This window comes from Pseudoalteromonas aquimarina (assembly GCF_049257255.1).
GTDB lineage: Bacteria > Pseudomonadota > Gammaproteobacteria > Enterobacterales > Alteromonadaceae > Pseudoalteromonas.
Genome location: NZ_JBMMUG010000002.1, coordinates 23,916 through 47,027, shown reverse-complemented (window position 1 = coordinate 47,027; position 23,112 = coordinate 23,916). Strand labels below are relative to the sequence as shown.

Genomic DNA, 23,112 nt, shown 5'->3' with positions numbered 1-23,112 from the left:
AAATTAACGTATGAGGTGGCAATAAGCCTACATAATAGCGCTGACCGAATTACAACAAAAGAACTAGATCATAATAAATAAAAGAAAGTATTCACCGCCATTGCTGAATTAAAGAATGGTTATTGGTTATAGCTTTTTTGTTCATTTATGTTTACAAATTTTCTTTCAATCTGTTGTTTTTTCAGTATTATCAACATCAATGTGCTTAAGCTGGTAATGGGGAAATTATGCGCTTAGAGATCCACTGTGCGGACCGAATAGGTATTGCGCAGGAAATACTCAATATTTTAGTGAGTTATCAAGTTGATTTAAAAGGTATTGAAGTTGATGCTGTCAATTGTCGGATGTATGTTTCTTTTCCACCAATTGAATTTGAGCAGTTTCAGAAAATTATGCCTGAGATCCGTTTAATCCAAGGTGTTGAAGATGTAAGAACGACGGCATTTTTACCATCTGAACGAGAGCATAATGAATTAACCACATTATTAAGCGCATTACCTGATGGTGTTATTTCAATTGATGTTAAAGGCATCATTAGGCAGTGTAATGATTCAGCGTGTCGTGATTTAAATGCACAAAGTAATGACGTAATTGGCAATCATATTAATACGCAACTTAAAGGCTTTAATTTCACCCGTTGGCTTGAAAGTGATGAGGTATTAGCACAAACCACTCGTGTAGAAGTTAATGGCGAAGATTTTATCGCTGACATTCTGCCTATTTCAGTTCCTGACTCTGAACATAGTTTTACCTTTGTTGGTGCGGTAGTAAATATCAAATCTCAAAGCCGTTTAGGTGAGCAAGTAAGCGCGTTTAGACGTCAAGGCAATGAAAGTTTTGCGACAATTCATACCAATAGCAGTGCAATGCGCAAAGTTGTTCGCGAAGCGCGTAAAATGGCGCAATTAGAGGCACCAATTCTAATAACTGGTGAAACAGGCACAGGTAAAGAGTTACTAGCAAAAGCGTGTCACTATGCTTCAAACAGAGCAAACAAGCCTTTTGTTACTTTGTCGTGTGCATCCTTACCGGACGATGTAGCAGAGCCTGAGTTATTTGGCTGTGCATTACCTAACTCTGAGAGCCGAGGGGTGCTTGAACAGGCTGATGGCGGTACCGTTTTCCTTGATGAAGTTGGTGAAATGTCGCCTCAGTTACAAACAAAATTGTTGCGCTTCTTGCAGGATGGCACCTTTAGACGTGTTGGCAGCGAGAATGAAATCAAGGTTAATGTGCGTATTTTGGCTGCGACTCAAAAAGATATTCCAGGCATGGTACAAGAAGGGCGTTTTCGTGAAGACCTTTATTACCGAATCAATGTATTGAGTTTAGAGCTTGCGCCGCTTCGCGACCGTAAGGCTGATATTGTTCCACTAACTGAACACTTTATTAGCCGTTACTCGCATCAGTTAGGGCGCAAATCACCATTGCTTGATGAAACAACCGCGGCGTTTTTACAGCAATATCCATGGCCTGGTAATGTACGCCAACTTGAAAACTCGCTCTATCGCGCGATTTCGTTACTAGATGATGAACAGTTAAGTATTGAGCATTTACAGTTGCCAAGCTTTACCAATGATTTAGGCTATTTGGAATCAGATTTTGAAGGTACGCTTGATCAAGCGGTTAAACGCTTTGAGTCAACGTTATTGAGAAAGCTTTATCCGGCGTATCCAAGCTCGCGCCAATTGGCTAAACGATTAGGTTTAAGCCATACCGCAATCGCAAATAAGTTACGCGAGTACGGCATAAATCGCAAAACCATCAAAGTTTAAAAGAAACGCTAGCCTTGCTAGCGTTTTTTGCCTTTGTCTTTGGTAATGCCACTTGGAATAATGTAATTGATACCTGACTTATCGAATACCAGTTTAATGCTTGGGTTTCCATTGGCTAAATAGTAATTGTATTGATCAATCCACAACACATAATCCCCGCGAACAGGATACTCTGAGCGATTTTTTTCAAGACGAATCACATGTGAGCCAATTTGCCACTCAAACTCAGAGATGAAACCATTAGCAAACTCTTGTACAAAAACGGCTTGATCATCACCCGCCAGCGTTAATGCAATGGCGTAAGAGTCGGGCAGTTGTTCCATCGGGTACTGCTGCGCGCCAATTGTAAATTGTCGGTTTTGTTTATCCCACTTAAAGCCAAAATTAAATTCTTTTTTTAAACCCGATGGATAGGTCACAGTGCCACTTCCTGGCAATTCAAAATTGGCTTTTGCTATGGAGCTCACGCTCATTAATAAAAAAAACAGTAAGTACGACTTCATAAACACCTTAAAAGTATCGTCTTGCTCTTGAGATTATTATTAAACCTGAGAAAATAAGCTTTTCTGGTATGACCACTCAAGACAAATGAATTTATATTTTAGATTACTATTACTCTTTTATCGGATAAAGCGAAATAAACTTTATCAGCCTTTGTTAGATGAAGTTGAAATTAACTACCGAGCATTGCCATCGGATTGCGATATTAACCTGCATTTAACTAACTCCCGTTACCTCGCCTTTATGGACTTAGCACGTACTTGGATGACCGAGCGTTTAGGGCTATTTAAAGTCGTTATGAAAAACCGCTGGTTTCCAATTGTCAATGCGACTGCCATTACCTACATTCGAGATATTAAGCCACTACAAGAGTTTACCGTTGCCACTCAGCTTGTTGGTTGGGACCATAAATACTTTTATATTAAGCAAACCTTTAAATCTGAACGTGGTTTACATGCAGTAGCATATGTACGCGGTGTGTTTAAGAAAAAAGGGGGCATTGTCTCTGTTGAAGACTTACTTGAAGCTGCTGGCTTTGATGGCGAAGCACCAGAACTTCATGAAGAAATAGTGCACTGGAAAGAAATGCTAGAGTGTAAAAAACAACGAGACCATATTTAATACCAATTTAATTAATCATTTGATCATTCTAGCGAGTTAAATGAGCCATAAACTTCGTTTTAAAAATTCTAGAGTAGAGCAACTACATGTTGAATTATAAGCCTTGTTTCTGAGCCATTTCTCTGTCGCAACAAATGACAAGCTAATTAACCTGAACTCGGGTTAAGAAGTTAACTAAGTATTTGAAATATATTAGCTATGTTGTTTCATACTTTCTAGCTTGATAGTTTTTCTTAGTACAAGGCAAATTTGTGCGTCAATAGCGAGTCTATTGCAAACAAATTTAACGCAGGAATAAGTAAAAGTAGCTGCTAGAAAGTAATTTATTATCCCGAGCTCAGGTTAATTAATGCAATTGGTATAACTAGTAATTAAAAAAGCCCCAATTTGGGGCTTTTGCATTTTAGTTTAATTAAAACTTATAACTTGCTTGTACGTAGGCAAATCGGCCTTGTCCGCTGTGAACGTTAACCACAAAGCCCATAAAGTCATGATATGCAAATGGTGGCTCTTCGTTTGTTAAGTTGGTAGCACCAACTGTAAGCACTAAGTCTTTAAAACCAAAATAATTTACTGACGCATCAAGTGTAGTCATTGCATCAACATCTTTATTTAGATTTAAAGAAGCTTCTTGCTCGAACGAGTCGATATAGTTTAGTGCAGCAGTTGCGCTAAAGTCATCTTTAACCCAATCAACTGATGTAGTCCAGCGCATTTGAGGTTGCTCAAAACCACCTTCTTTGGTGCCTTTATAATCTTCAAAATTAAGAACATAGTTAAGCACATAGCCAAATTTAAACTGACCAACTTCAGTATCTAAGTTATAACGAACGTCTAAGTCGATACCTGAAGTTTGTAAATCGCCAATATTTTGGTATGAGTCATTAACTTGAATCACTTCACCTGGATCATTTGCAATTGTTGTAGGACGACGTTCAACAATATTAGGATCTAAACCGTATGTATCCATTACAAATTGCGTATCAGCACCAATGATATCGGTAATATCATAATCATAGTAATCGATTGAGAAATTCAGGTTCTCTGTAATATTGTAGATTAAACCTAGGTTATAACTTTCTGACTCTTCAGGTCCAAGCTCAGGGTTACCTTCAAATATTGCAGTATATTCTTGCGGTTCACAGGCTCTGTCTTGGTTACCAATCGCACTACAGCGTAGAGTATCTACAAGGTTTGGCGATTCGTCAGTGCGGCCGAGGCCGAGTTGGTGCAATGATGGTGCTCTAAATGCTGTGCCCCAAGAACCACGTAGGCTCAGATCATCCATTGGAGACCAGAAGAAAGATACTTTAGGGTTAGTCGTGTCACCAAAATCACTATAATCTTCATAGCGTGCAGCAAGTTGCACTTCTAAAGAATCTAATACTGGAATTGACATTTCACCGAAAACAGACATGTTATCGCGAGAGCCATTTGCTTGCGTTGCTTCGGTACCAAAGACTTCACCACGTAAGAATTGGTCATCAGGATTATCACTAATTGACTCTTCGCGGTACTCACCACCAAATGCCAGCATTAAGTCGCCGTGATCCATAGTGAGAATAGAGCCAGAAGCTTTGAAATCAAGCGATTTCATGGTTGATTTACCAATACGTGTCGTGGTTGTTTCAACATAGTCTAGTACTTGTTGGCCATTTGATGATGGTTCAAATGGGTCATACGCGCCTGAATCAATCGCTTCTTGCATGCGTCTTTTATTAGGGAAGCCATCTACACCGCGCTCGGTTGAGCTGCTTTTAATGTAACTATATGCCGCTTCCCAGTTCCAATCTTTGAATTCACCTTGAATACCAAGAATTGCACGGTGATAGTTTGAATCAACACGTTTTTCACGGTTGCCGATATCCACTGTACGACGGCGCATTGTTAAGTCTTGGCCATGGAATTCATGATCTGGCATATTGGCAAATGGGTGGTTAATGTTATCGCCCGCCATCGTTAACTCATTGAAACTCGGACTACCTGCACCGCGAACGGTCGACTTAGAATTTTGACCATTTAATTCCGCAAACGCGCGAAGGTTATCATTGATTTCATATTTACCGAGATAATTCCAACTGAAGCGCTCAGCAGCAGGGATCATCGTCATGTAAGGTGCATAGTCGTAGCGGCACAAATTATTAGCAAAGTCGCGATCCGCTTCTGGACAAGTATCATTTCCATATAAATCAATTAAACGATTTGATGGGTCGCTTGCAAGAGCGATTGTACCTGGAATACCTGAAGAGCTTCTAAAATCAGTTGCGTCAGGATCGCCTGTTCTTAATGCTTGGTTGGAGGTTCTTGAATAGTCTCTGTCGGCATACAGCACTTCTTCACGGTTAAAGTACTCTAAAATAAAGGTATGGCTTGAGTTATCCGTTTGATTACCGAAAACTAAATTAACGCTTTGTTCATCACCACCGCCATCTGCTGTGGTACCAAATTTAGCTGAAACCTCTGCACCTTCGACATCATCACGCAGAATGATGTTAATTACACCTGCAACTGCATCTGAACCATAGGTTGCTGACGCACCATCTTTTAAGATATCGACACGTTTAATTGCAGATAACGGAATATTGTTAATATCTACGAAAGAGGTATCAATGCCCTTAGCAAATGGTGATACAGAAACACGGCGACCGTTGATTAAAATTAGCGTTGAATCGGCACCTAAACCACGTAATGATACTGACGAACCACCATTTGCGGTGTCATCACTGCTGTTTGCTTGAGTTGAGAAAGTACCTTGACCTGAAATTGGTAACTTTGTGAATAGACTGATTAAATCAGTCACCCCTGATTTTTGAATATCCTCTGCTGTTAAAGTTGCAACAGGTGAAGGACCTTCAAGGTCAGTACGTTTAATGTGAGAGCCTGTGATTTCGATACGTTCAACTTGTTTTTCTTCATCTGCTTTTGCAATAAAAGTAGAGAAAAGTAGTGATGAAGAAATAACTGAAGCGAGAGTGCTTAACTTGAACTTTGTAGCGCTGTTCATAGTAAATTCCTTGTTTAATTATTATCAAATTAATTAGTTACCTAATTGTTATTATTAATAACATGTAAAAACAACATTAACAATCCAGTAACTTTTGTGCATTTTTTAATTTGTAATGAATTATGTAGAAAGAGTTTCTAATCAAGGAAACTACGAAAACAAAAAAGGTGAAAGTACTAGGAGAGAGGGTAATAGAATAGGTTTGGCAAGCAAATTAAAAGCAAAAAAAAACCACGCATTCGCGTGGTTTTTTTACAATTTATCGAGCTGAATGCTTCATTGTGCGCTCTTTTTCACGCGCCCAGTCCTGATCTTTACTCGCGGCACGTTTGTCGTGCAATTTCTTACCTTTTGCTAGACAAAACTCTAATTTAACCCAACATTTTTTCCAATACATTGCGGTTGCAATTAAAGAGTAGCCTTCGCGTTCAACAGCGCCGATTAAACGGTCAATCTCACGTTTTTTTAATAACAGTTTACGCGGACGCATAGGATCGCAAACAACGTGTGAAGATGCTTGAAGTAAAGGAGTGATTTGACTTGCGTGTAAATACGCCTCGCCATTTTTAACTTGGATAAACGTTTCGGTAATGTTTACTTTGCCGGCGCGAATACTTTTCACTTCCCAGCCTTGTAATTCCATACCGGCTTCAAATTTATCTTGCAGCAAATACTCATGGCGCGCTTTTTTATTTAACGCGATGGTATTACTTTGTGCTTTTGGTTTTTTGTGTTTTGCCATAATGGCGTCATTATACTTATCCGTTATGGTTTTACACTCTTTTTTGACATTCTCGCGCTTCTTTTTTTGTATCTTTGCTAAACCTTGATAGAATTCGCGGTGTTGAATCTGGAGAGTATATGCCGCAAATTAGTCGATCTGCGCTGGTGATGTTTAGTGCGCAGCAAATGTATGATTTAGTTAATGATGTTTCAAAGTACCCCGAATTTTTACCAAATTGTTCTGGTGCCAAAATACATAATCAAACTGCACAGTGTATGTCTGCTTCAGTCGAAATATCGAAAGCAGGTATGCGTAAATGGTTTTCGACTGAAAATACATTAATAGAAGGCCAAGCGATAAATATGAAATTGCTAGACGGCCCATTTAAAACGCTTGCAGGTGGTTGGAAATTTACGCCTTTAGATGAAACAGCCTGTAAAGTCAGTCTTGAGCTTGATTTTGAGTTCACTAATAAGCTGGTGGAGTTGGCATTTGGTAAGGTTTTTAACGAAGTGGCAAATAATATGGTAAAAGCATTTACCCTAAGAGCAAAGCAGGTTTACAAATAATGAAATCAATCGATATTGTGTATGCATTGCCAGATACAGCAACCACTGTGACTTTCAAAACTGACGATGACCTCACCGTTGAAGAAGTGATAACACAGTGCGGTATTCTAGAAAAATGTCCAGAAATTGATTTAACCTCATTAGCAGTTGGTATTTGGAACCGTACTTGTAAATTAAATCAAGAAGTTAAAGATGGCGATCGCATCGAGATTTATCGTCCATTGATTGCCGATCCAAAAGAAGCACGCAGGCGCAGGGCAGAAAAAGCCAAAGATGAAGGGCGCGCTAACAAAATTACTGGCGGTCGGTCAGGGCGCAGACAGTCGTAAAAAAGTCATGCATTTGCATGACTTTTTTAGTTAACTATTTTGCTTATTGCTCAAGCGGTGTGTTAAATGCTTCAGGCGTTTCATAGTCGCCGCGCAGTGCTTTTAATTTATCGCCGTCAAACTCAACAATAAGTTCTTTTCGCACTTCATTTTTTCTGCCAGCGTTAAATTGGTACAAGTAATACCATGTGCTTTCATCAAAGGCGTCTTTTGCAATTGGTTGACCTAACACGTACAACACTTGTTCACGCGTCATTTCTACACGAAGTTTATCAATGTCAGTTTGCTCTAAAAAGTTCCCTTGTGGGATTGGCATTCTATAAAGCCAAGAAGAACAACCTGAGCTGATAACCAATACGGCACAGAGAAAAATATACTTAAACCAATTCATTGAATTCTTTAATCCTTACTACTAATCGCATCATGATACCTCTTGCTATCAGGTTATAAAAGTGTAAATTTGACTTAAATTAATGATTGAAGTTCCCATATCGCTGTTTTTATGTCTAATGAAGTTATCTGCACTAATAATCAATCGGTTAAACCTATTTGGCATTTATATATTGTCGAAACGCGCTATCACCATTGGTATACGGGAATTACAACTGATGTAGCAAGGCGTTTTTCGCAGCATGATTCGGGGAAAGGTGCCAAAGCCTTAGTTGGCAAAGGGCCCTTATCACTTATTTTTAATATGCCTGTTGGTACGCGAAGCGAAGCAAGTAAATTAGAATACCAAGTCAAGAAGTTAAGTAAGCTGCAAAAGGTTAATTGGGTAAAGCGCTGTTTAGTAGATGTGCATTTGCATCCAGTTCAGAAATCACTTTAGCGATGTTATGTAAATTGGCATCAAAAAAGCCGTGGTGAATATTTTCATAGGTGTCGCCTACGGTGTGGTAGTTATCATGTTCACCAACACCAAAATATAATACTGGAATGTTTTTTTTGTAAAATGCACGGTGATCACCTGCATCTATAATACGACGTCGTTGGTTTTTCACTGAGCTGTTATAAAAACCATTGCCTTTAGTGAATTTTAATTTGCTATTGGTATGCCAATTGGTGTCTTTTAGTGCCTCAACCAGTGGCTTTGATGGTGTATTGTAAAGCGCCAGCAACCGTTTTCGTTTGCTTACCCCTAACATATCTAAATTGATGTTGATTAATACATTAGATAGTGGGATGGGTGGGTTATTAATAAATTCGCGCGCGCCAAACAGTCCTGCTTCTTCTGCATCGGTTGCTAAAAATAAATAATTAAGTTGCCGGTTTGGGTTTTCTGAAATCAATTTGGCCAAGGTTAATAAAGCCGCCACGCCCGAAGCATTATCATCTGCACCGTTGTAAACTGCCTTGCCGCTACTGCCTAAATGGTCAAAATGTGCGGTAATAACAACCGTTGGTTTGTTGGCGATTGAATCTGTCACAGCCATTACATTATGTGCATTGCCTTCACTAAAAAAACCGCTTTTATAGTTAAATGGCACAATAAATTGATTGCTAACAGGAGCCAAACCATACCGCTTAAATTGCTTTGAAATATAACTGGCCGCTAAATTAGCGTGCTTAGTAGCTGTTTTTCGACCTGCAAGTTGATCATGACTCAAAAATTGCAGATGCGCGTGTGATGCTAATTGCGCTTCAGAGGTTATCGAAAGCGAAAGTACAATTAAAACGGTATTGATCATTGTATTAAATGGGCATTTAGCGACATTATTTTGCCACGATAACGTCGTTTTTCACCGTCAAAGTAAGCGTGTTTCTCGGCTTCTTCTAATTCACTCAAGGCTTTATCAAGCTCACCGACATAAAAATAGGCTTTAGCTAAACCAAAGTGACTCTCATGTATTTTGCGATCCAGTTTAATTGATTTTTTGAAGAACCGAATGGCTTGTTCAAAATCTTGTTGATAAAGGGCTTCATTTCCTTTGGCGATTGCATAATATGGATTTTCACTGCGCTCGTGTTCGAGGGCTGCGCGAATTTTTTCAGCGAGAGAGCTGCGATCTGTTAAGTCGTATAAGCGCGCTAAATTGCCTTTTGCAGTATTATTACCGCTGTCCAGTAATAATGCATGATTGTAAGCAATTTCAGCCTGTTTAAATTGGTTTTTGATGCGATAAAGCACACCGAGATTACCAAAACTGGAGCTGTACTCGGGTGCACTTTCAATGGCCGCACTAAAGTATGAGTAGGCAAGATCATGCTCACCATTGATCATCGCAGCTGCGCCTTTGTTGTTATAAAACATTGCAAGAATAACGTCTTCACTAATTATTTGGGTACGGAATTTTTGCCTAAAGCTACTCGGGTTAAAATCGACAATTAAGTCACCAACTGCATCATAAACTGTAGAGGTGAGAGCAACATTACTTGAACTTGGTCTTTTTAAACGTAAATTTACATGCCCAGTCAGCAAGCTATAGCCATTTTCACTGGCCCAATACTCGGGAATAAATACCTGTTGAAAACGCGATTCGATACCAAAGTGCTTTGCCATGCTATGCGCCATAATTGACAGCGATAAACAGTTTGCGTCTTTACTTTTGAAAGTTTCTTCGGCGGTTAGTGTTGCGCCAGTGAGGTAATTTAAACTTTGATTTTCTGGTGCAAATATATATTTAAGTAAAGAGCGTGTTGTTAGGCGCTGATCTAATGAGCGTGATATTTCAGCTTCCATTAGTGCAATTGTGCTGTCGGATAATTCAAATACATCCTGTTTAGATTCAATGGTTACCCGAGAAAATTGATCATCATTTAATAAGAGTGGAGGTGGTTTTTGTGTATTTTGAGTTGAATTACAACCCACCAATAACAATAAAACCAAGCAAAATGAAAGACGCATAACACCTCCAGAAACTTCTAACTACTTGATTAAAGATAGTTAAGTTTCGCAACCTTTGCTTGGTTAAATTGTTACAGTTTATTTCCCGAATAAAGCATTTAGTTGCTGCTGTGATGGTGCAAACCAATAGGCGCTATTCACCGCTTTGGAAAAATCAATTAACTTGTCGTAAATACCGTCATTGGTTAAACCAAACATGCGTTCTAATTGAATTTGAAAACGCTGTTGGTCGCAGGCAAAACCCAGAAAATAAAGCCCTTTCTCGTTGGCGTTACCAAAAGGCACACTGCGGCGATAAAGTTTCATCGCAACGTTATCTACTTTGACATCAGTACGGCTCACATGCGAGTTTTCAGGCATATCATCACCTTCTAACTCAATGGAATCAGGTTTGGTGCGGCCAATTACTTTCTCTTGCATTTGCATAGGCATTTTTGCGAACTCACTTAAGTCATGAACCCATTTTTGCGTTAAAACAAAACTGCCGCCAGCATGTGAATGTGTATTTGGTAAAAGTGCCGCTTCTGCTTTTGCGGCTAAATCTTTGGGGTTAGCGCTGCCATCCACAAACCCCGTAAGGTCACGGTTATCTTTGTAGCGAAACCCCGGGCATTCAAGTGCTAAAATTGCCAGTTCTGCAAGCTGATTTTGGCATATTTGCATTGCATCAAACACATTGTCTAATTCATCATCATAAAGCCAAATCAGTAAATCATGCTGTGTAGCAGGGGCTGTGTGACCAAAAGGGCCTGATAGAGTAGCAAAATCGTTAAACTCTAATGGGTTTTGCTCTGTGTCGATGTGCTGCCAAAGGCGCTTACCAAATGCAATAACATTACTGCATTTAATCGTTTGAGTGATATTTTTGAGTGCTTGGGTTAGCTGTGAAAGTGTTTGTGGATCGCGGTTGGTAATGACATATTCTAAAAAATAGCTGTGGCGATTATTTTCATTAAAAATGCCAGACTGCGCATGTTCCATATCTAATACCCCATAAATTGTTTTGGCTACATTAACCTAGGGTCTGTTGATCTTTCAAGTTCGTTTTTGCTGCAGCTTAATTGCGTTTTATACAAGGCAGAGGCTGTGTGGCATAGTTATGCTATGTGAGTCAGCCGATAACACAGTATAAAACGCAATCAAGCGCTGCCGAATGGTTCTTTTGAGCACACTTTTCTCATTGTTGCCTACATGGATGTAGGTAAGGGGCGTGAGCAGGACGCGGAAGCTTTGCTCGATATTCGCTTAGATTGCTAGGCCACACATCGAGCGCCGCGATAAAAGCACGCTCAAAGAGAACAAAAATAGAACAGCAAAGATCAATAGACCCTAAAACCAAGGCAAAAAAAAGCCCGCTTCAGGCGGGCAGTTTACTCAGGGTTTATCTTAAACTATTGGTTTCATTGCAGACATGTAACCACGCAGCGTTTCACCAATTACTTCAACTGGGTGTGAGCGAAGTGCTTTATTTACTTCAATCAAACGCGCGTTATCAACACGATTATCAGCTGTTGAAAGTCCTTTACCGATAACATCAGTATTTACTGTGCCCATAAAGTCTTTTAATAGTGGTAAACATGCATGGTTATATAAGTAACAACCGTATTCAGCAGTATCTGAGATAGTTGCGTTCATTTCATATAACTTTTTACGTGCAATCGTATTAGCGATTAGTGGTGTTTCATGCAGTGATTCATAGTATGCAGATTCTTCTTTAATACCTGCTGCTGTCATGGTTTCAAAAGCAAGCTCTACACCCGCTTTAACCATAGCCACCATTAAGATACCTTTATCAAAGAATTCTTGTTCAGTGATTTCGTCGCTGGTGTTTGCTTGCTGTTCAAATGCAGTTTCGCCAGTTTCTTTACGCCAACCTAGAAGCTTAGCGTCATCTTCAGCCCAGTCTGCCATCATACCTGATGAGAATTCACCGCTCATGATGTCGTCCATATGCTTGTTGTAAAGTGGACGCATAATCACTTTTAATTCTTCAGATAAATCAAATGCTTTAATTTTTGCTGGGTTTGATAAACGGTCAAGCATGTTGGTTACACCACCATACTTAAGTGCTTCTGTGATAACTTCCCAGCCATACTGAAGTAGTTTTGATGCATAAGCAGCGTCGATACCTTGTTCAACCATTTTGTCAAAACAAAGTAGCGAACCCGTTTGCAGCATGCCGCATAGAATTGTTTGCTCACCCATAAGGTCAGATTTTACTTCTGCTACAAATGATGAAAGTAAAACGCCCGCACGGTGACCACCGGTACCTGCTGCATACGCTTTCGCTTGAGCAAGGCCTTTACCTTCAGGGTCATTTTCAGGGTGAACTGCGATAAGAGTTGGCACACCAAAACCACGCTTATATTCTTCACGAACTTCTGTACCAGGGCACTTTGGTGCGACCATGATTACCGTGATATCGTCACGTACTTGCATGCCTTCTTCAACAATATTAAAACCATGTGAATACGCAAGTGTTGCACCTTGCTTCATCAATGGCATAACTGCTTTTACTACACTGGTGTGTTGCTTATCTGGTGTTAAGTTAAGTACTAAATCCGCATCTGGGATTAGCTCTTCGTAAGTGCCAACAACAAAGCCGTTGTCTGTTGCATTGATAAAAGATTGACGTTTTTCAGCAATTGCTGACTCACGTAATGCGTAAGATACATCAAGACCCGAATCACGTAAGTTTAAGCCTTGGTTTAGGCCTTGCGCACCACAGCCAACTACAACCAGTTTCTTACCAACTAACGCATCAACACCATCGCTGAATTCTGATGGATCCATAAATTCACATTGAGCTAGCTGCGCAAGCTGCTCGCGTAACGGTAAGCTGTTAAAATAATTCGTTGCCATGTCTAATTCCTAATAATAAATAATGCGCTGCGTCTTGCAGCATTGATTTAACCTTAAAAGAAATAATTAATTGCGTAAAATGATATATTTGAATTATTGTATTACAAAAAATGAAATAAAGGTTTGTCGTGGATATTAAACGCCTACAATTGTTTTTAGTATTAGCTGAGCAGCTTCATTTTACTAAAGCAAGCGAACTGGCAAATGTCAGTGCACCAACACTCAGCCGCAATATAAAACAATTGGAAGATGAAGTAGGGGCGATACTCTTTAATCGTAATAAACGCAGTGTTTCGCTCACTAAACAAGGCGAGGCTTTTTTACGTTATGCCCGTACAACAATTAGTGAATGGCAGATGTTTCGCTCATCGTTAAATGAAGCTGGCGAGGCACTTTCAGGTGAAGTGCAACTGTTTAGTTCTGTTACAGCAACTTACAGTTTCTTATATGATTTATTAAAAAAGGTGAGGTTGGCACACCCTCACATCGAAGTAAAACTAAATACAGGCGATCCTGCGCTTGCAATTGAGCGTGTGATGAAAGGTTTTGAAGATATGGCCATTGCAGCAAGGCCGGATAAATTGCATGAAAGCTTGGCATTTTATTCGCTTGGCTCATCGCCACTTGTGTTTATTGCGCCAAATGATGATGGGCCACTGGGTGCGATGATCAATGAGGCAATAAATAATCGTTCAGATATTCCATGGCAGAAATTACCGTTTATCGTGCCTGATCAGGGATTAAGTCGAAAGCGATTAGCTGATTGGTGGCATAAAAATGGCGTTAATCCACTTATATACTCTAAAGTAGCAGGTAACGAAGCTGCTGTTTCAATGGTTAGTTTAGGTTTTGGTGTGGCACTTATTCCAAAAGTTGTTGTCGATAATAGTCCTATTAAAGATAAAGTGCAGATTTTAGCAATGCCCGATCCTGTGCCTGCATTTGATGTTGGCCTAGTTACAAAAAAAGCACATTTACAGCAGCCAATCATGAATGCTATATGGCAATTGCTTAAATAACTAGGAAAAAAGAACTACTAATTGGCTGGTTTTTATTCCGACGTGTAAGTAATTGTAATTTTTGTTGCAGGATTTGTTTTGATTGGTAAAGTGCGCGTGTTTTCTCGGAGAATTTTAAATATTGAAGCATCTCTTTTGCATATTTATATTGTTCTTTTGCTTAGCTACTAGTGCTAAGCAAATAGATGAAGCGATAGAGCAAGGCGAACTGCGCCTTGGTTTAGCGTTAGGTCTTGGAACAATTTCAAATCCGCTAAATGAGGGGGATAACTTTCCATTAATTGCGATTCCAGATATTGCATATTATGGCGAGCGCTTTTATTTTGACAATGGCCAGTTAGGCCTCACTTTGGTGGATGAAAAACACCATGTGATTAGTCTTATCTCCGAATTAAACCCAGAAAATCGCTTTTTCGTTACTTGGCACCCTGCCAACGTATTTATTGTTAGAAACGCTTACACGGAACCAGCAACACGCGACAGGATATCCATTTCTGAAATAAATCGCCCAAATTGGGCACTGGATGGTGGATTGAATTATCAATATATCGCAGATTCTTGGCGTTTCTCCGCCGATGTTTTGCATGATATTAGTGGAGTTCATTTTGGTCATCGAGTAGCACTGAGCTTCGCCAAGGGTTGGCAATTTAGATCTGGGGTTCTCAGTGTGCGTTTGGGGATCGATTATTTATCTCACAAACTCGCAGATTATTATTATGGTATTCAGGCCGACGATAACGTCGGGCAAACTTTTGAGCAGAATGCTGCTGTATTACCGCACGTTGAAGCAAGTTGGCAAATGCCTATCAACGAGCGTTTTGGTTTGCTGGCTAAAATTAAATACCACAACCTTGGTTCTTTAAGTGATAGTCCTTTATTTTCGAGTGATGAAAGCGTGACAATATTTACAGGGGTGACCCATGTTTTTTAGATATTGTTTGCTTTTAGTTATATGTGTTTTAGCCAGTTTTAATGCTACTGCAAATAAAAGCACTGAGTTTCAGCTGACACCTGCGGTTTGTATGGTGCAAAACAGTGATGATGTGTGCCAAATTGAAGTCAATTTTGTGTGGCAAACAGAAACAACACAAGACGTGTGTATTTTACGTGATCAAACACCATTAAAATGTTGGCAAAGTGCAACTAATGGTAATTTTAGTTATAAAGCGGACGTTCAGTTTGGCACTGTATACTCCTTAGTTAATCGTAAAAGCGGTGAACAAATTGCTACTGCTAAAATTAAAGTGCAAAGTAGCAATACAAAGTCCCAGCGTAGAAGGTTACGCACACCGTGGAGCTTTTTCTAGGAGATACACATGGCACACATTTTATTAGTGGAAGACGATTTAGCATTGCAACAATTAACCAAAGATTACCTAGAGCACAATGGTATGACGGTTGATGTATTAAGTAATGGTGCTGAAGTGATGGCTGCACTTGAGGCAAATATGCCTGATTTAATGATTTTGGATGTGATGTTACCAGGCAAAGACGGCTTTAGTGTGTGTCGTGAAGTACGTGACCGTTACCAATTACCGATTCTGATGCTTACTGCAAAAGGTGAAGATTTTGATCAGGTAATAGGTCTTGAATTAGGTGCCGATGATTATGTCATTAAGCCTGCTGAACCACGTGTGTTATTAGCACGTATTTCTGCTTTATTACGCCGTGGTGCTGTTGAAAAAAGTTCAGAAGAATTACGCTTTGGTTCGCTGACCATTGATAAAAACAGTCGCATTGTTAAGTTGATGGGCAATGAAGTAAGTTTAACGTCGCACGAGTTTGAATTACTGTGGTTATTATCTAACAGTGCGGGTGAAGTATTGAGCCGTGATTTTGTTCACGAAAAAATGATTGGCCGTGAATATGATGGACTCGACAGAACGGTTGATGTGCGAGTTTCGCGTTTACGTAAAAAGTTAGGCGATAATAGTGACAAACCTTACCGCATTAAAACAGTTTGGGGACAAGGTTATTTGTTTGTGTCAGATGCTTGGGGTTAGTAATAACTCTTTAGGAGATTAGATGGGCAAGTTATTCCTTAGCCTCTATGCCTATATCATCGTTTCAATCTTTATTTTAAGTGGCGCGCTCGAAAAGTTATGGCCTGAGCCTAATGGCATTGAAGCGTTGCCACTTGCACCGCAAGTTAGTGAATCGATTTCAGCTTTAGCTGTAACGCCTAACGGCATAGATAAGCTGAAGCATATTTATCAGCATCAAATTATTCCTGCCGACCAAATTGCCTTTTTACCAGAGCAATCATCCCGTTTACAACAAGGGCAGGCTATTCCTGTTTTTGATGGCCCAAAACAAGTCATTTGGTATCTGCAACTTGATAACTCACAGCTTCTTAAAATCGGCCCCTACCGCTTTGACAGCAATAGTTACGATTCTATTTGGCCATTTATTATTATGTTGATTGTGATAGGCTTGCCTGTTGCGGCATGGAGTTATTGGTTATGGCGCGATTTCAATCAGTTAGAGCGTGCTTGTCATGATATTAATGCTCCTGAAGATCTGCAACTCAGTAGTGATGATAAATCGGCACTTCTGCCAATAAAACAAACCTTGATGGCAATGAAAGAGCGAATCAAACATTTGCTTGATAGCCAGCGAGAGCTTACGTCATCGGTATCTCATGAATTTAGAACACCATTAGCGCGGCTAAAATTTGCTATTGCGATGTTAGAAGATACACAAAGCAATGAGAAAACAGCGCCATACTTAGCAAGCATGCAAGCCGATATTCAAGAGCTAGACGCTTTAGTCAGTGAAATGTTGGAATTTGCAAAGCTTGAACGTGAAAAGCCAACCCTAAATTTAGAGCAATATGATGTTGTAGAACAAGCAACGGTACTTGCAGAAAAGCTTGGTTTTAACAGCAAAATTAAAATAAATATCGAGACAAGCTCACCACTTATTATTACTGCAGATGCACATTTTATAGGTCGCGCGATACAGAATTTTGTTGGCAATGCGTTAAAATATGCTGAGCATGAAATTCGAATATCCATTTATCAGCAAGCAAGTAGGGTATTTATAAAAGTCGCTGATGATGGGGTGGGTATTGAGCAATCAGAATGGGAGCATGTATTTAAACCCTTTACCCGCCTTGATAAAAGCCGTAACAAAAAAATTAAGGGGTTTGGCCTTGGTTTAGCTATCGTGCAAAAAATTATTAATTGGCACAATGGCAAATGTTATTTAGAGAAAAGCCCTTTAGGCGGCGCTTGTTTTGTCATTGAACTGCAATCACAGTCCTAATTTAATCAAATTAATCATTCTTTGATCTTACGTCATAAATTGCTGCATTAGCATTGATACACTTATTTGCGTAAATAAAACATTAAAATAAATTAAATGAGATTGATTCTCATTGGATTTGAGGTTTATAATAGCGTTAGTTTATAAATCTTCATTAATAAAAATTATTTAATAGGTCGAACAATGATTAATCTTCGTAAATCTGCATTAGCATCTGCTGTGCTTGCTGCGGCTATAGGTTTAACTGGTTGTGGCGGTAGTGATAGTAAAGACAATGGTGGAACGGACCCAGTAACACCTGTGAATCAAGCGCCTACCGATATCCAAATTTCAACTTCAACCATTACTGAAGATACACTAGGTGTTGTTGTTGGAACTCTTACAGCAGAAGATGATGCGACAAGCGGTCTTACTTTCTCTATTGAAGATGAGCGTTTTGAAATTGTAGGTACAGATTTAAAGCTTAAAGATGCACTTGCAGTTAACTTTGAAGAAGAACAAGAAGTTACCGTTAATGTAACAGTAACAGATGCTGGTGGCTTAACTTTCACAAAAGCACTTACATTAACAGTAGACGACATCGATGCTGAAAACGGTGTTAATGTTTATGAGTTTGACACTAAACTTGCAGGTTTCAGTGGTTCATCAGTATCTTACTCAGGTCAAACTGCGCGTCATGCACTGTCAGCAGAAATTAAGCACTATATGGGCTTAATGACGGTTGAATACATCGAAACAAATGGCATTATGGCAGCCGATGTAAGAGCTAAGCTAAATGCACTTTGGGGTGACTATGCTGCGGTTGTTGATTCTCCAATTTCACACTTAGGCGATGACCTTTCATCTTATAAGCAAAAAACATTTTTCGATATTTCAGAAACAGATAAATCATTAAGTGGCAAAATTGCAGGTAACGATGCTAGTAAAATGTATCAAGACTGGTTAGTTGCTGGCAACTTCAAAGGCTGGAATGATTTTGGTACGCGCGCGGCGACTCCAGAAGGTTTAGTTGAACATTATTTTGATTTATTCGTTGCTCAAATTGAAAAAGTAAACGCAGGTGAAGCATTAGTTGATGCAAACGGTGTTGCTATTTCAAAAGCATTTATTACTCCTGAAGGCTTAGATTTAGTTCAGCTAGTTCAAAAGCATACACTTGGCGCATTAATGTTCTCGCAGGGTACAGATGATTATCTTGGCGAAGGTTTAGCGTCTGATAACAAGGTGTCTGACAAAGGTACTAAAACGTATACAGCACTTGAGCATCAATTTGATGAAGGTTTTGGTTACTTTGGTGCATCGCGCAACTACCTAGAATATTCAGACAGTGAAATTGCTAAAAAAGACGGCCGTGAGAATTTCCAAGGTAAAAACGATATTAATGGCGACGGCGCAATTGATTTAACTTCTGAATTTGTTTGGGGTAATTCGTCTAACGCAGCAAAACGTGACTTAGGTGCTGAAGTTGCTACAGATTTTACGGCTGAGGCAATGACACACTTTATCGCCGGCCGTAAAATGATTTCTGATAACGTTGGTAAAAATGTTGATGAATTCTCGGCAGAAGATAAAACGAAATTCGAAAATCATGTATTCCAAGCAGCATTAGCATGGGAAAAAGCAATCGCAGCAACAGTTGTTCATTATATCAATGACGTAATTGCTGATATTGAGAACATTGAAGACGGCGAATATACATCAGCAGAATTTGCAGATTACGCTAAACATTGGGGTGAAATGAAAGGCTTTGCTCTTAATTTCCAATTCAGCCCATTCTCACCATTTGCTGACCATGCATTGAATCCTAAGAAAGATACTGTTGGTCCAGCTCAATTTGTCGATATGCATGAATTATTCGGCGATATGCCAGTACTTGCTGGGGCGGATGAATTTGCAAAGTACAAAGCGAAATTAATCGCTGCACGTGATATTTTAGATAACGCGTATGACTTTGCTGATGCAAACTCAGAGAACTGGTAATTTAAAATAAACGTTAAATTAATTAAAAGGTTAGTGATTTAGGTCGCTAACCTTTTGCTGTATTTATTATTCGAGATTTTAGGATAATTTTATGTTGATATCCGCAAAACTTAAACCGATAGCACTTGTAACATCGCTAGTACTGACGTTAGCGGCGTGTTCAGAAGATACTTCAAGTACTCAAGGACCGAACTTTGGTGGTGGCACGACCGAACCAGGTAATGGCGGTGGTACAAGTTTTGACGAAAAGGCGCTTGTTGCCAACTTAGTTGATAATGTTATCACACCAACGTTTACCTCATTTAATCAACAAGCCGCTGCGAATTTTGCAACGTTAAGCCAATATTGCGCCGTTGAAAAATCGGCTGCAGAGGGTGAAGCTTCAGAAGATGAGCGCCTAGCAGCACTTTTAGAGGCACAAACAAGCTGGCGAGATACCACTGCACTTTGGCAACATGCTGAGCTTATGCAAATGGGGCCACTTTTGGAAAACGAAGGTGAATTGCGCAATTTAATATATTCGTGGCCAGCAAAAAGCTTATGTGGTGTTGACCAAGATACCGCGTATTTTGAAGATGGCATGATCAACCTAGATTCAACTAGACCTTATGATATTAAAGAGCGTACAGCTACGCGCCGTGGTCTTGTCAGCCTAGAGCACTTACTATTTTCAGAACAATTAAATCACAGCTGCTCAATTGCCAATGACGCACTTGCAGATTGGAATAACCGCAGTGACAGCGAGCGTCGCATTGCGCGATGCGAGTTTGCAATTGAAGTGGCAAGCGACCTTGTCGATAACAGCCAAGTATTACTTGATAAATGGAATGGCGATTCAGGCTACGCCATGGCACTTAAAAATGCAGGCGAAGTTGGTTCGAGTTTTGATTCAGCGCATGCTGCGGTGAATGTGATTTCTGATGCGCTGTTTTACCTTACCGAGCAAGTAAAAGATAAAAAGTTAGCACTGCCACTGGGCTATGAAAGTAACTCGTGTGGTTTAGAAGCCTGCCCGCAAGACGTTGAATCGCCAATTGCAGCGCAATCATTAGCTAATATCCAAGCTAACCTTGCTGCTTTTGAAAAATTATTTACAGGCAATGGTATTGCGCAAGACAACACGACTGGTTTCGATGATTTTCTGATTGAAGAAGAGGGAACCGACACCAAAGATGCGATGCTTAAAGGGTTAACTGATTCTAATGAAACACTTGAATCAATTAATGGTACGTTACAACAAGCCCTAATTGATGAAAAAGCAAAAGTTGAACAAACCCATGAAAAAGTAAAAGACGTCACTGATCAACTTAAACATGACTTTATTAACAAGCTTGCGCTTGAGTTACCTAAATCTTCAGCTGGTGATAATGATTAGAGCTTTATGAATATGAAAAAAACACTATTAGCATTAGCAATTGCAAGTTATGTAACCCCAGTTTTTGCCGACGATAAGAAAGCCAATGATGATAACATTGAGCATATAACGATTATTAGTCATGGCAATAAATTACGAACAGAATCAGGGTCTGCAACACTGCTTTCAGAAGTGGAACTTGAAAAATACGAATACGATGATATCCACCGCATACTAGCCAAAGTACCAGGTGTGAATATTCGTGAAGAAGATGGTTATGGTCTGCGCCCTAACATTGGATTTCGTGGTGTAACACCTGAACGTAGTAAAAAAGTAACGATTCTTGAAGATGGTGTACTGATTGGTCCTGCGCCTTATTCAGCAGCTGCCGCTTATTACTTTCCGGTAACAACTCGTATGACCGCCGTTGAAGTGTTTAAAGGCCCTGCTGCGATTAAACACGGTCCTCAAACAGTGGCTGGTGCGTTAAATATGGTAACGCGTCAAGTGCCATTTGAACTAACCGCAGGTCTAGATTTAGCGACAGGTAGTGATGGATATCATAAAGCTCATGGCTTTTTTGGTACTGAAGTCGCCAAAAACGTGGGTGTGTTAGTTGAAGCGGTACGCCTTCAAGCGGATGGTTTTAAAGAAATCGATAACGGTGGCGATTCAGGTTTTAAGAAAAATGACTTCTTATTTAAAACTAAATATTTGCTTGATGGTGAACAGTTTGATCAAAGCTTTGAACTTAAGCTTTCTTACGCGGATGAAAACTCAGATGAAACCTATTTAGGTTTAACTGAAGCGGACTTTAAAGAAAATCCATATCGCCGCTATGCCGCATCACAGCCTGCGAATATGGACACTGAGCACACGCAATTTATGTTTACCCATAATTTATCAAGCGATGTGTTTTCGATGACTACACGTTTGTATCGTAACGATTATGAGCGAGCTTGGCGTAAACTCGGCAAATTAACAGGCTCAAATGCGAGTCTGTCAGATATTATGACCGATCCACTCTATTACGAACGTGAATACAATGTGATTTCAGGTCAACAAAATTCTGTTGAAGCTGGCTTTAATACTATGTTCTTGGTAATGGGCACTAACGATCGCGAGTATTATTCTCAAGGGTTACAAGTTGATGCTGATTACAACTTCTCACTCTTTAATATCGACCATCAATTATCATTTGGTGTGCGTTACCACGAAGATGAAATCGAGCGTAAGCATTTCGAAGAAAAATATTCAATGACCGATGGTTTTGCGCTAAGAACCGAAGAAGCGAAAAAGTTTACAACGCAAAATATCGAGAATACCGAAGCGCTTTCTATTTACATTGAAGACACCGTTAAGTTTGGTGACTTAACCGTATCTGCAGGTGTGCGTGGCGAAGACATGGATATGTTTTATACCGACACTGTTGATAAAGATGACTGGCAACGTAAATCAACGACCATTTGGTTACCAGGTGTCAGTGGTTTCTATCAATTGACTGAAAATGCAGGTGTTCTTTTTGGTGTGCATCAAGGCTTTGTACCGAGTAGCCCAAAACAAGACTCAGAGATTGAAGTTGAAAAGAGCGTTAATTACGAATTTGGTGGCCGCTTTAATGATGGTGCAACTAACTTTGAAATTGTTAGTTTCTTTAATGACTACAGCAATCTAAAAGAAAGCTGTTCACAATCAAGTTGTGGTGTTGATGAGGAGTTAGACCAAGAGTTTAACGGTGGTGAAGTGAATGTGTATGGTGTGGAAGCACAATTAGCACAAAGCTATCCAATCAGCACACAATTTGATATGCCATATAGCTTTACTTACACCTACACAAAATCTGAGTTCCAAAACGATATTGATTCTGACTTTGTGCAATGGGGCAAAGTTGAAGCCGGTGATTCATTACCTTATTTACCTGATCATCAATTGAATTTTGAAATTGGTCTTGCCGCTAACAACTGGGAAACCAACCTTAATTTCAAATACGTAAGTGAGATGAAGGAAGTTGCTGGTGAAGTGATTGGTGCGCCAGCAGGAGCCAATACGCTTGAGGGTGTAAAAACGGATGCAAGTTTGATTGTTGACCTTTCAGCGAGTTACGATCTTGGTCAATATGGTCGCATTTATGGTAAGATTGATAACCTGACTGATGAAGCATATATTGTCAGTCGTCGGCCGTATGGTGCAAGACCAAGCAAACCAAGACAGTTTGTTATTGGTTATAAATACCAATTCTAATTCTTTGGTATTGTGATTAAG

General features: G+C 39.7%; 21 protein-coding genes. 13 read left to right on the top strand and 8 right to left on the bottom strand.

Features of this window, described 5'->3' with window-relative positions:
* Nucleotides 1-227 precede the first annotated feature (227 nt).
* The gene (tyrR, locus tag AAEU29_RS05050) at nt 228-1,775 is read left to right on the top strand and encodes a transcriptional regulator TyrR (RefSeq protein ID WP_421972340.1); all 1,548 of its coding nucleotides are present in this window, start codon (nt 228-230) and stop codon (nt 1,773-1,775) included.
* Nucleotides 1,776-1,792: 17 nt separating this feature from the next.
* Here the strand turns inward: tyrR and AAEU29_RS05045 are convergent, their stop codons facing one another.
* Complete coding sequence (locus AAEU29_RS05045; protein ID WP_421972339.1) at nt 1,793-2,278, bottom strand: hypothetical protein; 486 nt, start codon at nt 2,276-2,278, stop codon at nt 1,793-1,795.
* An 85-nt stretch (nt 2,279-2,363) separates the two neighbouring features.
* Here AAEU29_RS05045 and AAEU29_RS05040 point away from each other — a divergent pair, with 85 nt between their 5' ends.
* Entirely contained in the window at nt 2,364-2,897 is a 534-nt protein-coding gene (locus AAEU29_RS05040; RefSeq protein WP_421972338.1) for a thioesterase family protein, read from the top strand.
* Between the two features lie 412 nt (nt 2,898-3,309).
* Here AAEU29_RS05040 and AAEU29_RS05035 read toward each other — a convergent pair whose 3' ends face one another.
* Entirely contained in the window at nt 3,310-5,901 is a 2,592-nt protein-coding gene (locus tag AAEU29_RS05035) for a TonB-dependent receptor plug domain-containing protein (RefSeq protein WP_421972337.1), read from the bottom strand.
* A 259-nt stretch (nt 5,902-6,160) separates the two neighbouring features.
* Nucleotides 6,161-6,643, bottom strand: a complete 483-nt coding sequence (gene smpB, locus AAEU29_RS05030; RefSeq protein WP_274760499.1) for an SsrA-binding protein SmpB — start codon at nt 6,641-6,643, stop codon at nt 6,161-6,163.
* Between the two features lie 119 nt (nt 6,644-6,762).
* Between smpB and AAEU29_RS05025 the strand changes: the two genes are divergently transcribed.
* Both AAEU29_RS05025 and AAEU29_RS05020 read left to right on the top strand, forming a co-directional pair.
* Entirely contained in the window at nt 6,763-7,194 is a 432-nt protein-coding gene (locus tag AAEU29_RS05025) for an SRPBCC family protein (protein WP_421972336.1), read from the top strand.
* On the top strand, nt 7,194-7,523 hold the full coding sequence (locus tag AAEU29_RS05020; protein ID WP_421972335.1) for an RnfH family protein: 330 nt from the start codon (nt 7,194-7,196) through the stop codon (nt 7,521-7,523). Before AAEU29_RS05025 ends, AAEU29_RS05020 begins: the two co-directional genes overlap by 1 nt.
* Before the next feature lie 43 nt (nt 7,524-7,566).
* Here AAEU29_RS05020 and AAEU29_RS05015 read toward each other — a convergent pair whose 3' ends face one another.
* Entirely contained in the window at nt 7,567-7,914 is a 348-nt protein-coding gene (locus AAEU29_RS05015; RefSeq protein ID WP_372767042.1) for an outer membrane protein assembly factor BamE, read from the bottom strand.
* 111 nt (nt 7,915-8,025) lie between these two features.
* Between AAEU29_RS05015 and AAEU29_RS05010 the strand changes: the two genes are divergently transcribed.
* Nucleotides 8,026-8,352 carry a GIY-YIG nuclease family protein gene (locus AAEU29_RS05010; RefSeq protein ID WP_421972334.1) on the top strand — a complete coding sequence of 109 codons (327 nt, stop codon included), beginning with the start codon at nt 8,026-8,028 and terminating at the stop codon, nt 8,350-8,352.
* Here AAEU29_RS05010 and AAEU29_RS05005 read toward each other — a convergent pair.
* From AAEU29_RS05005 to ilvC, 4 genes are all read right to left on the bottom strand, one after another.
* On the bottom strand, nt 8,291-9,211 hold the full coding sequence (locus tag AAEU29_RS05005) for a M28 family peptidase (protein ID WP_421972333.1): 921 nt from the start codon (nt 9,209-9,211) through the stop codon (nt 8,291-8,293). The two genes, AAEU29_RS05010 and AAEU29_RS05005, sit on opposite strands and share 62 nt — an antisense overlap.
* Complete coding sequence (locus AAEU29_RS05000) at nt 9,208-10,368, bottom strand: tetratricopeptide repeat protein (protein ID WP_421972332.1); 1,161 nt, start codon at nt 10,366-10,368, stop codon at nt 9,208-9,210. The genes AAEU29_RS05005 and AAEU29_RS05000 overlap by 4 nt, the downstream gene beginning before the upstream one ends.
* Before the next feature lie 78 nt (nt 10,369-10,446).
* The gene (locus tag AAEU29_RS04995) at nt 10,447-11,349 is read right to left on the bottom strand and encodes a Dyp-type peroxidase (protein WP_421972331.1); all 903 of its coding nucleotides are present in this window, start codon (nt 11,347-11,349) and stop codon (nt 10,447-10,449) included.
* A 405-nt stretch (nt 11,350-11,754) separates the two neighbouring features.
* A complete protein-coding gene (ilvC, locus tag AAEU29_RS04990) occupies nt 11,755-13,230 on the bottom strand; it encodes a ketol-acid reductoisomerase (RefSeq protein ID WP_421972330.1) in 1,476 nt (491 codons plus the stop codon).
* Between the two features lie 128 nt (nt 13,231-13,358).
* Here ilvC and ilvY point away from each other — a divergent pair, with 128 nt between their 5' ends.
* The 8 genes from ilvY to AAEU29_RS04950 all read left to right on the top strand — a co-directional run bounded on the left by ilvY (nt 13,359) and on the right by AAEU29_RS04950 (nt 23,091).
* Entirely contained in the window at nt 13,359-14,249 is an 891-nt protein-coding gene (gene ilvY / locus AAEU29_RS04985) for an HTH-type transcriptional activator IlvY (RefSeq protein WP_421972329.1), read from the top strand.
* 148 nt (nt 14,250-14,397) lie between these two features.
* Nucleotides 14,398-15,180 (top strand): MipA/OmpV family protein, encoded by a 783-nt coding sequence (locus tag AAEU29_RS04980; RefSeq protein WP_421972328.1) that lies wholly within the window; start codon nt 14,398-14,400, stop codon nt 15,178-15,180.
* Nucleotides 15,170-15,556 carry a DUF3019 domain-containing protein gene (locus AAEU29_RS04975; RefSeq protein WP_421972327.1) on the top strand — a complete coding sequence of 129 codons (387 nt, stop codon included), beginning with the start codon at nt 15,170-15,172 and terminating at the stop codon, nt 15,554-15,556. Before AAEU29_RS04980 ends, AAEU29_RS04975 begins: the two co-directional genes overlap by 11 nt.
* Nucleotides 15,557-15,565: 9 nt before the next feature.
* Nucleotides 15,566-16,252 carry a response regulator gene (locus tag AAEU29_RS04970; RefSeq protein ID WP_274760487.1) on the top strand — a complete coding sequence of 229 codons (687 nt, stop codon included), beginning with the start codon at nt 15,566-15,568 and terminating at the stop codon, nt 16,250-16,252.
* A gap of 22 nt (nt 16,253-16,274) precedes the next feature.
* Entirely contained in the window at nt 16,275-17,516 is a 1,242-nt protein-coding gene (locus AAEU29_RS04965) for an ATP-binding protein (RefSeq protein ID WP_421972326.1), read from the top strand.
* 183 nt (nt 17,517-17,699) lie between these two features.
* A complete protein-coding gene (locus AAEU29_RS04960; protein ID WP_421972325.1) occupies nt 17,700-19,496 on the top strand; it encodes a DUF4856 domain-containing protein in 1,797 nt (598 codons plus the stop codon).
* Between the two features lie 91 nt (nt 19,497-19,587).
* Nucleotides 19,588-20,871, top strand: coding sequence for an imelysin family protein (locus tag AAEU29_RS04955; protein WP_421972324.1), 1,284 nt, complete (start codon nt 19,588-19,590; stop codon nt 20,869-20,871).
* 12 nt (nt 20,872-20,883) lie between these two features.
* Complete coding sequence (locus AAEU29_RS04950) at nt 20,884-23,091, top strand: TonB-dependent receptor family protein (protein WP_421972323.1); 2,208 nt, start codon at nt 20,884-20,886, stop codon at nt 23,089-23,091.
* Nucleotides 23,092-23,112 lie beyond the last annotated feature (21 nt).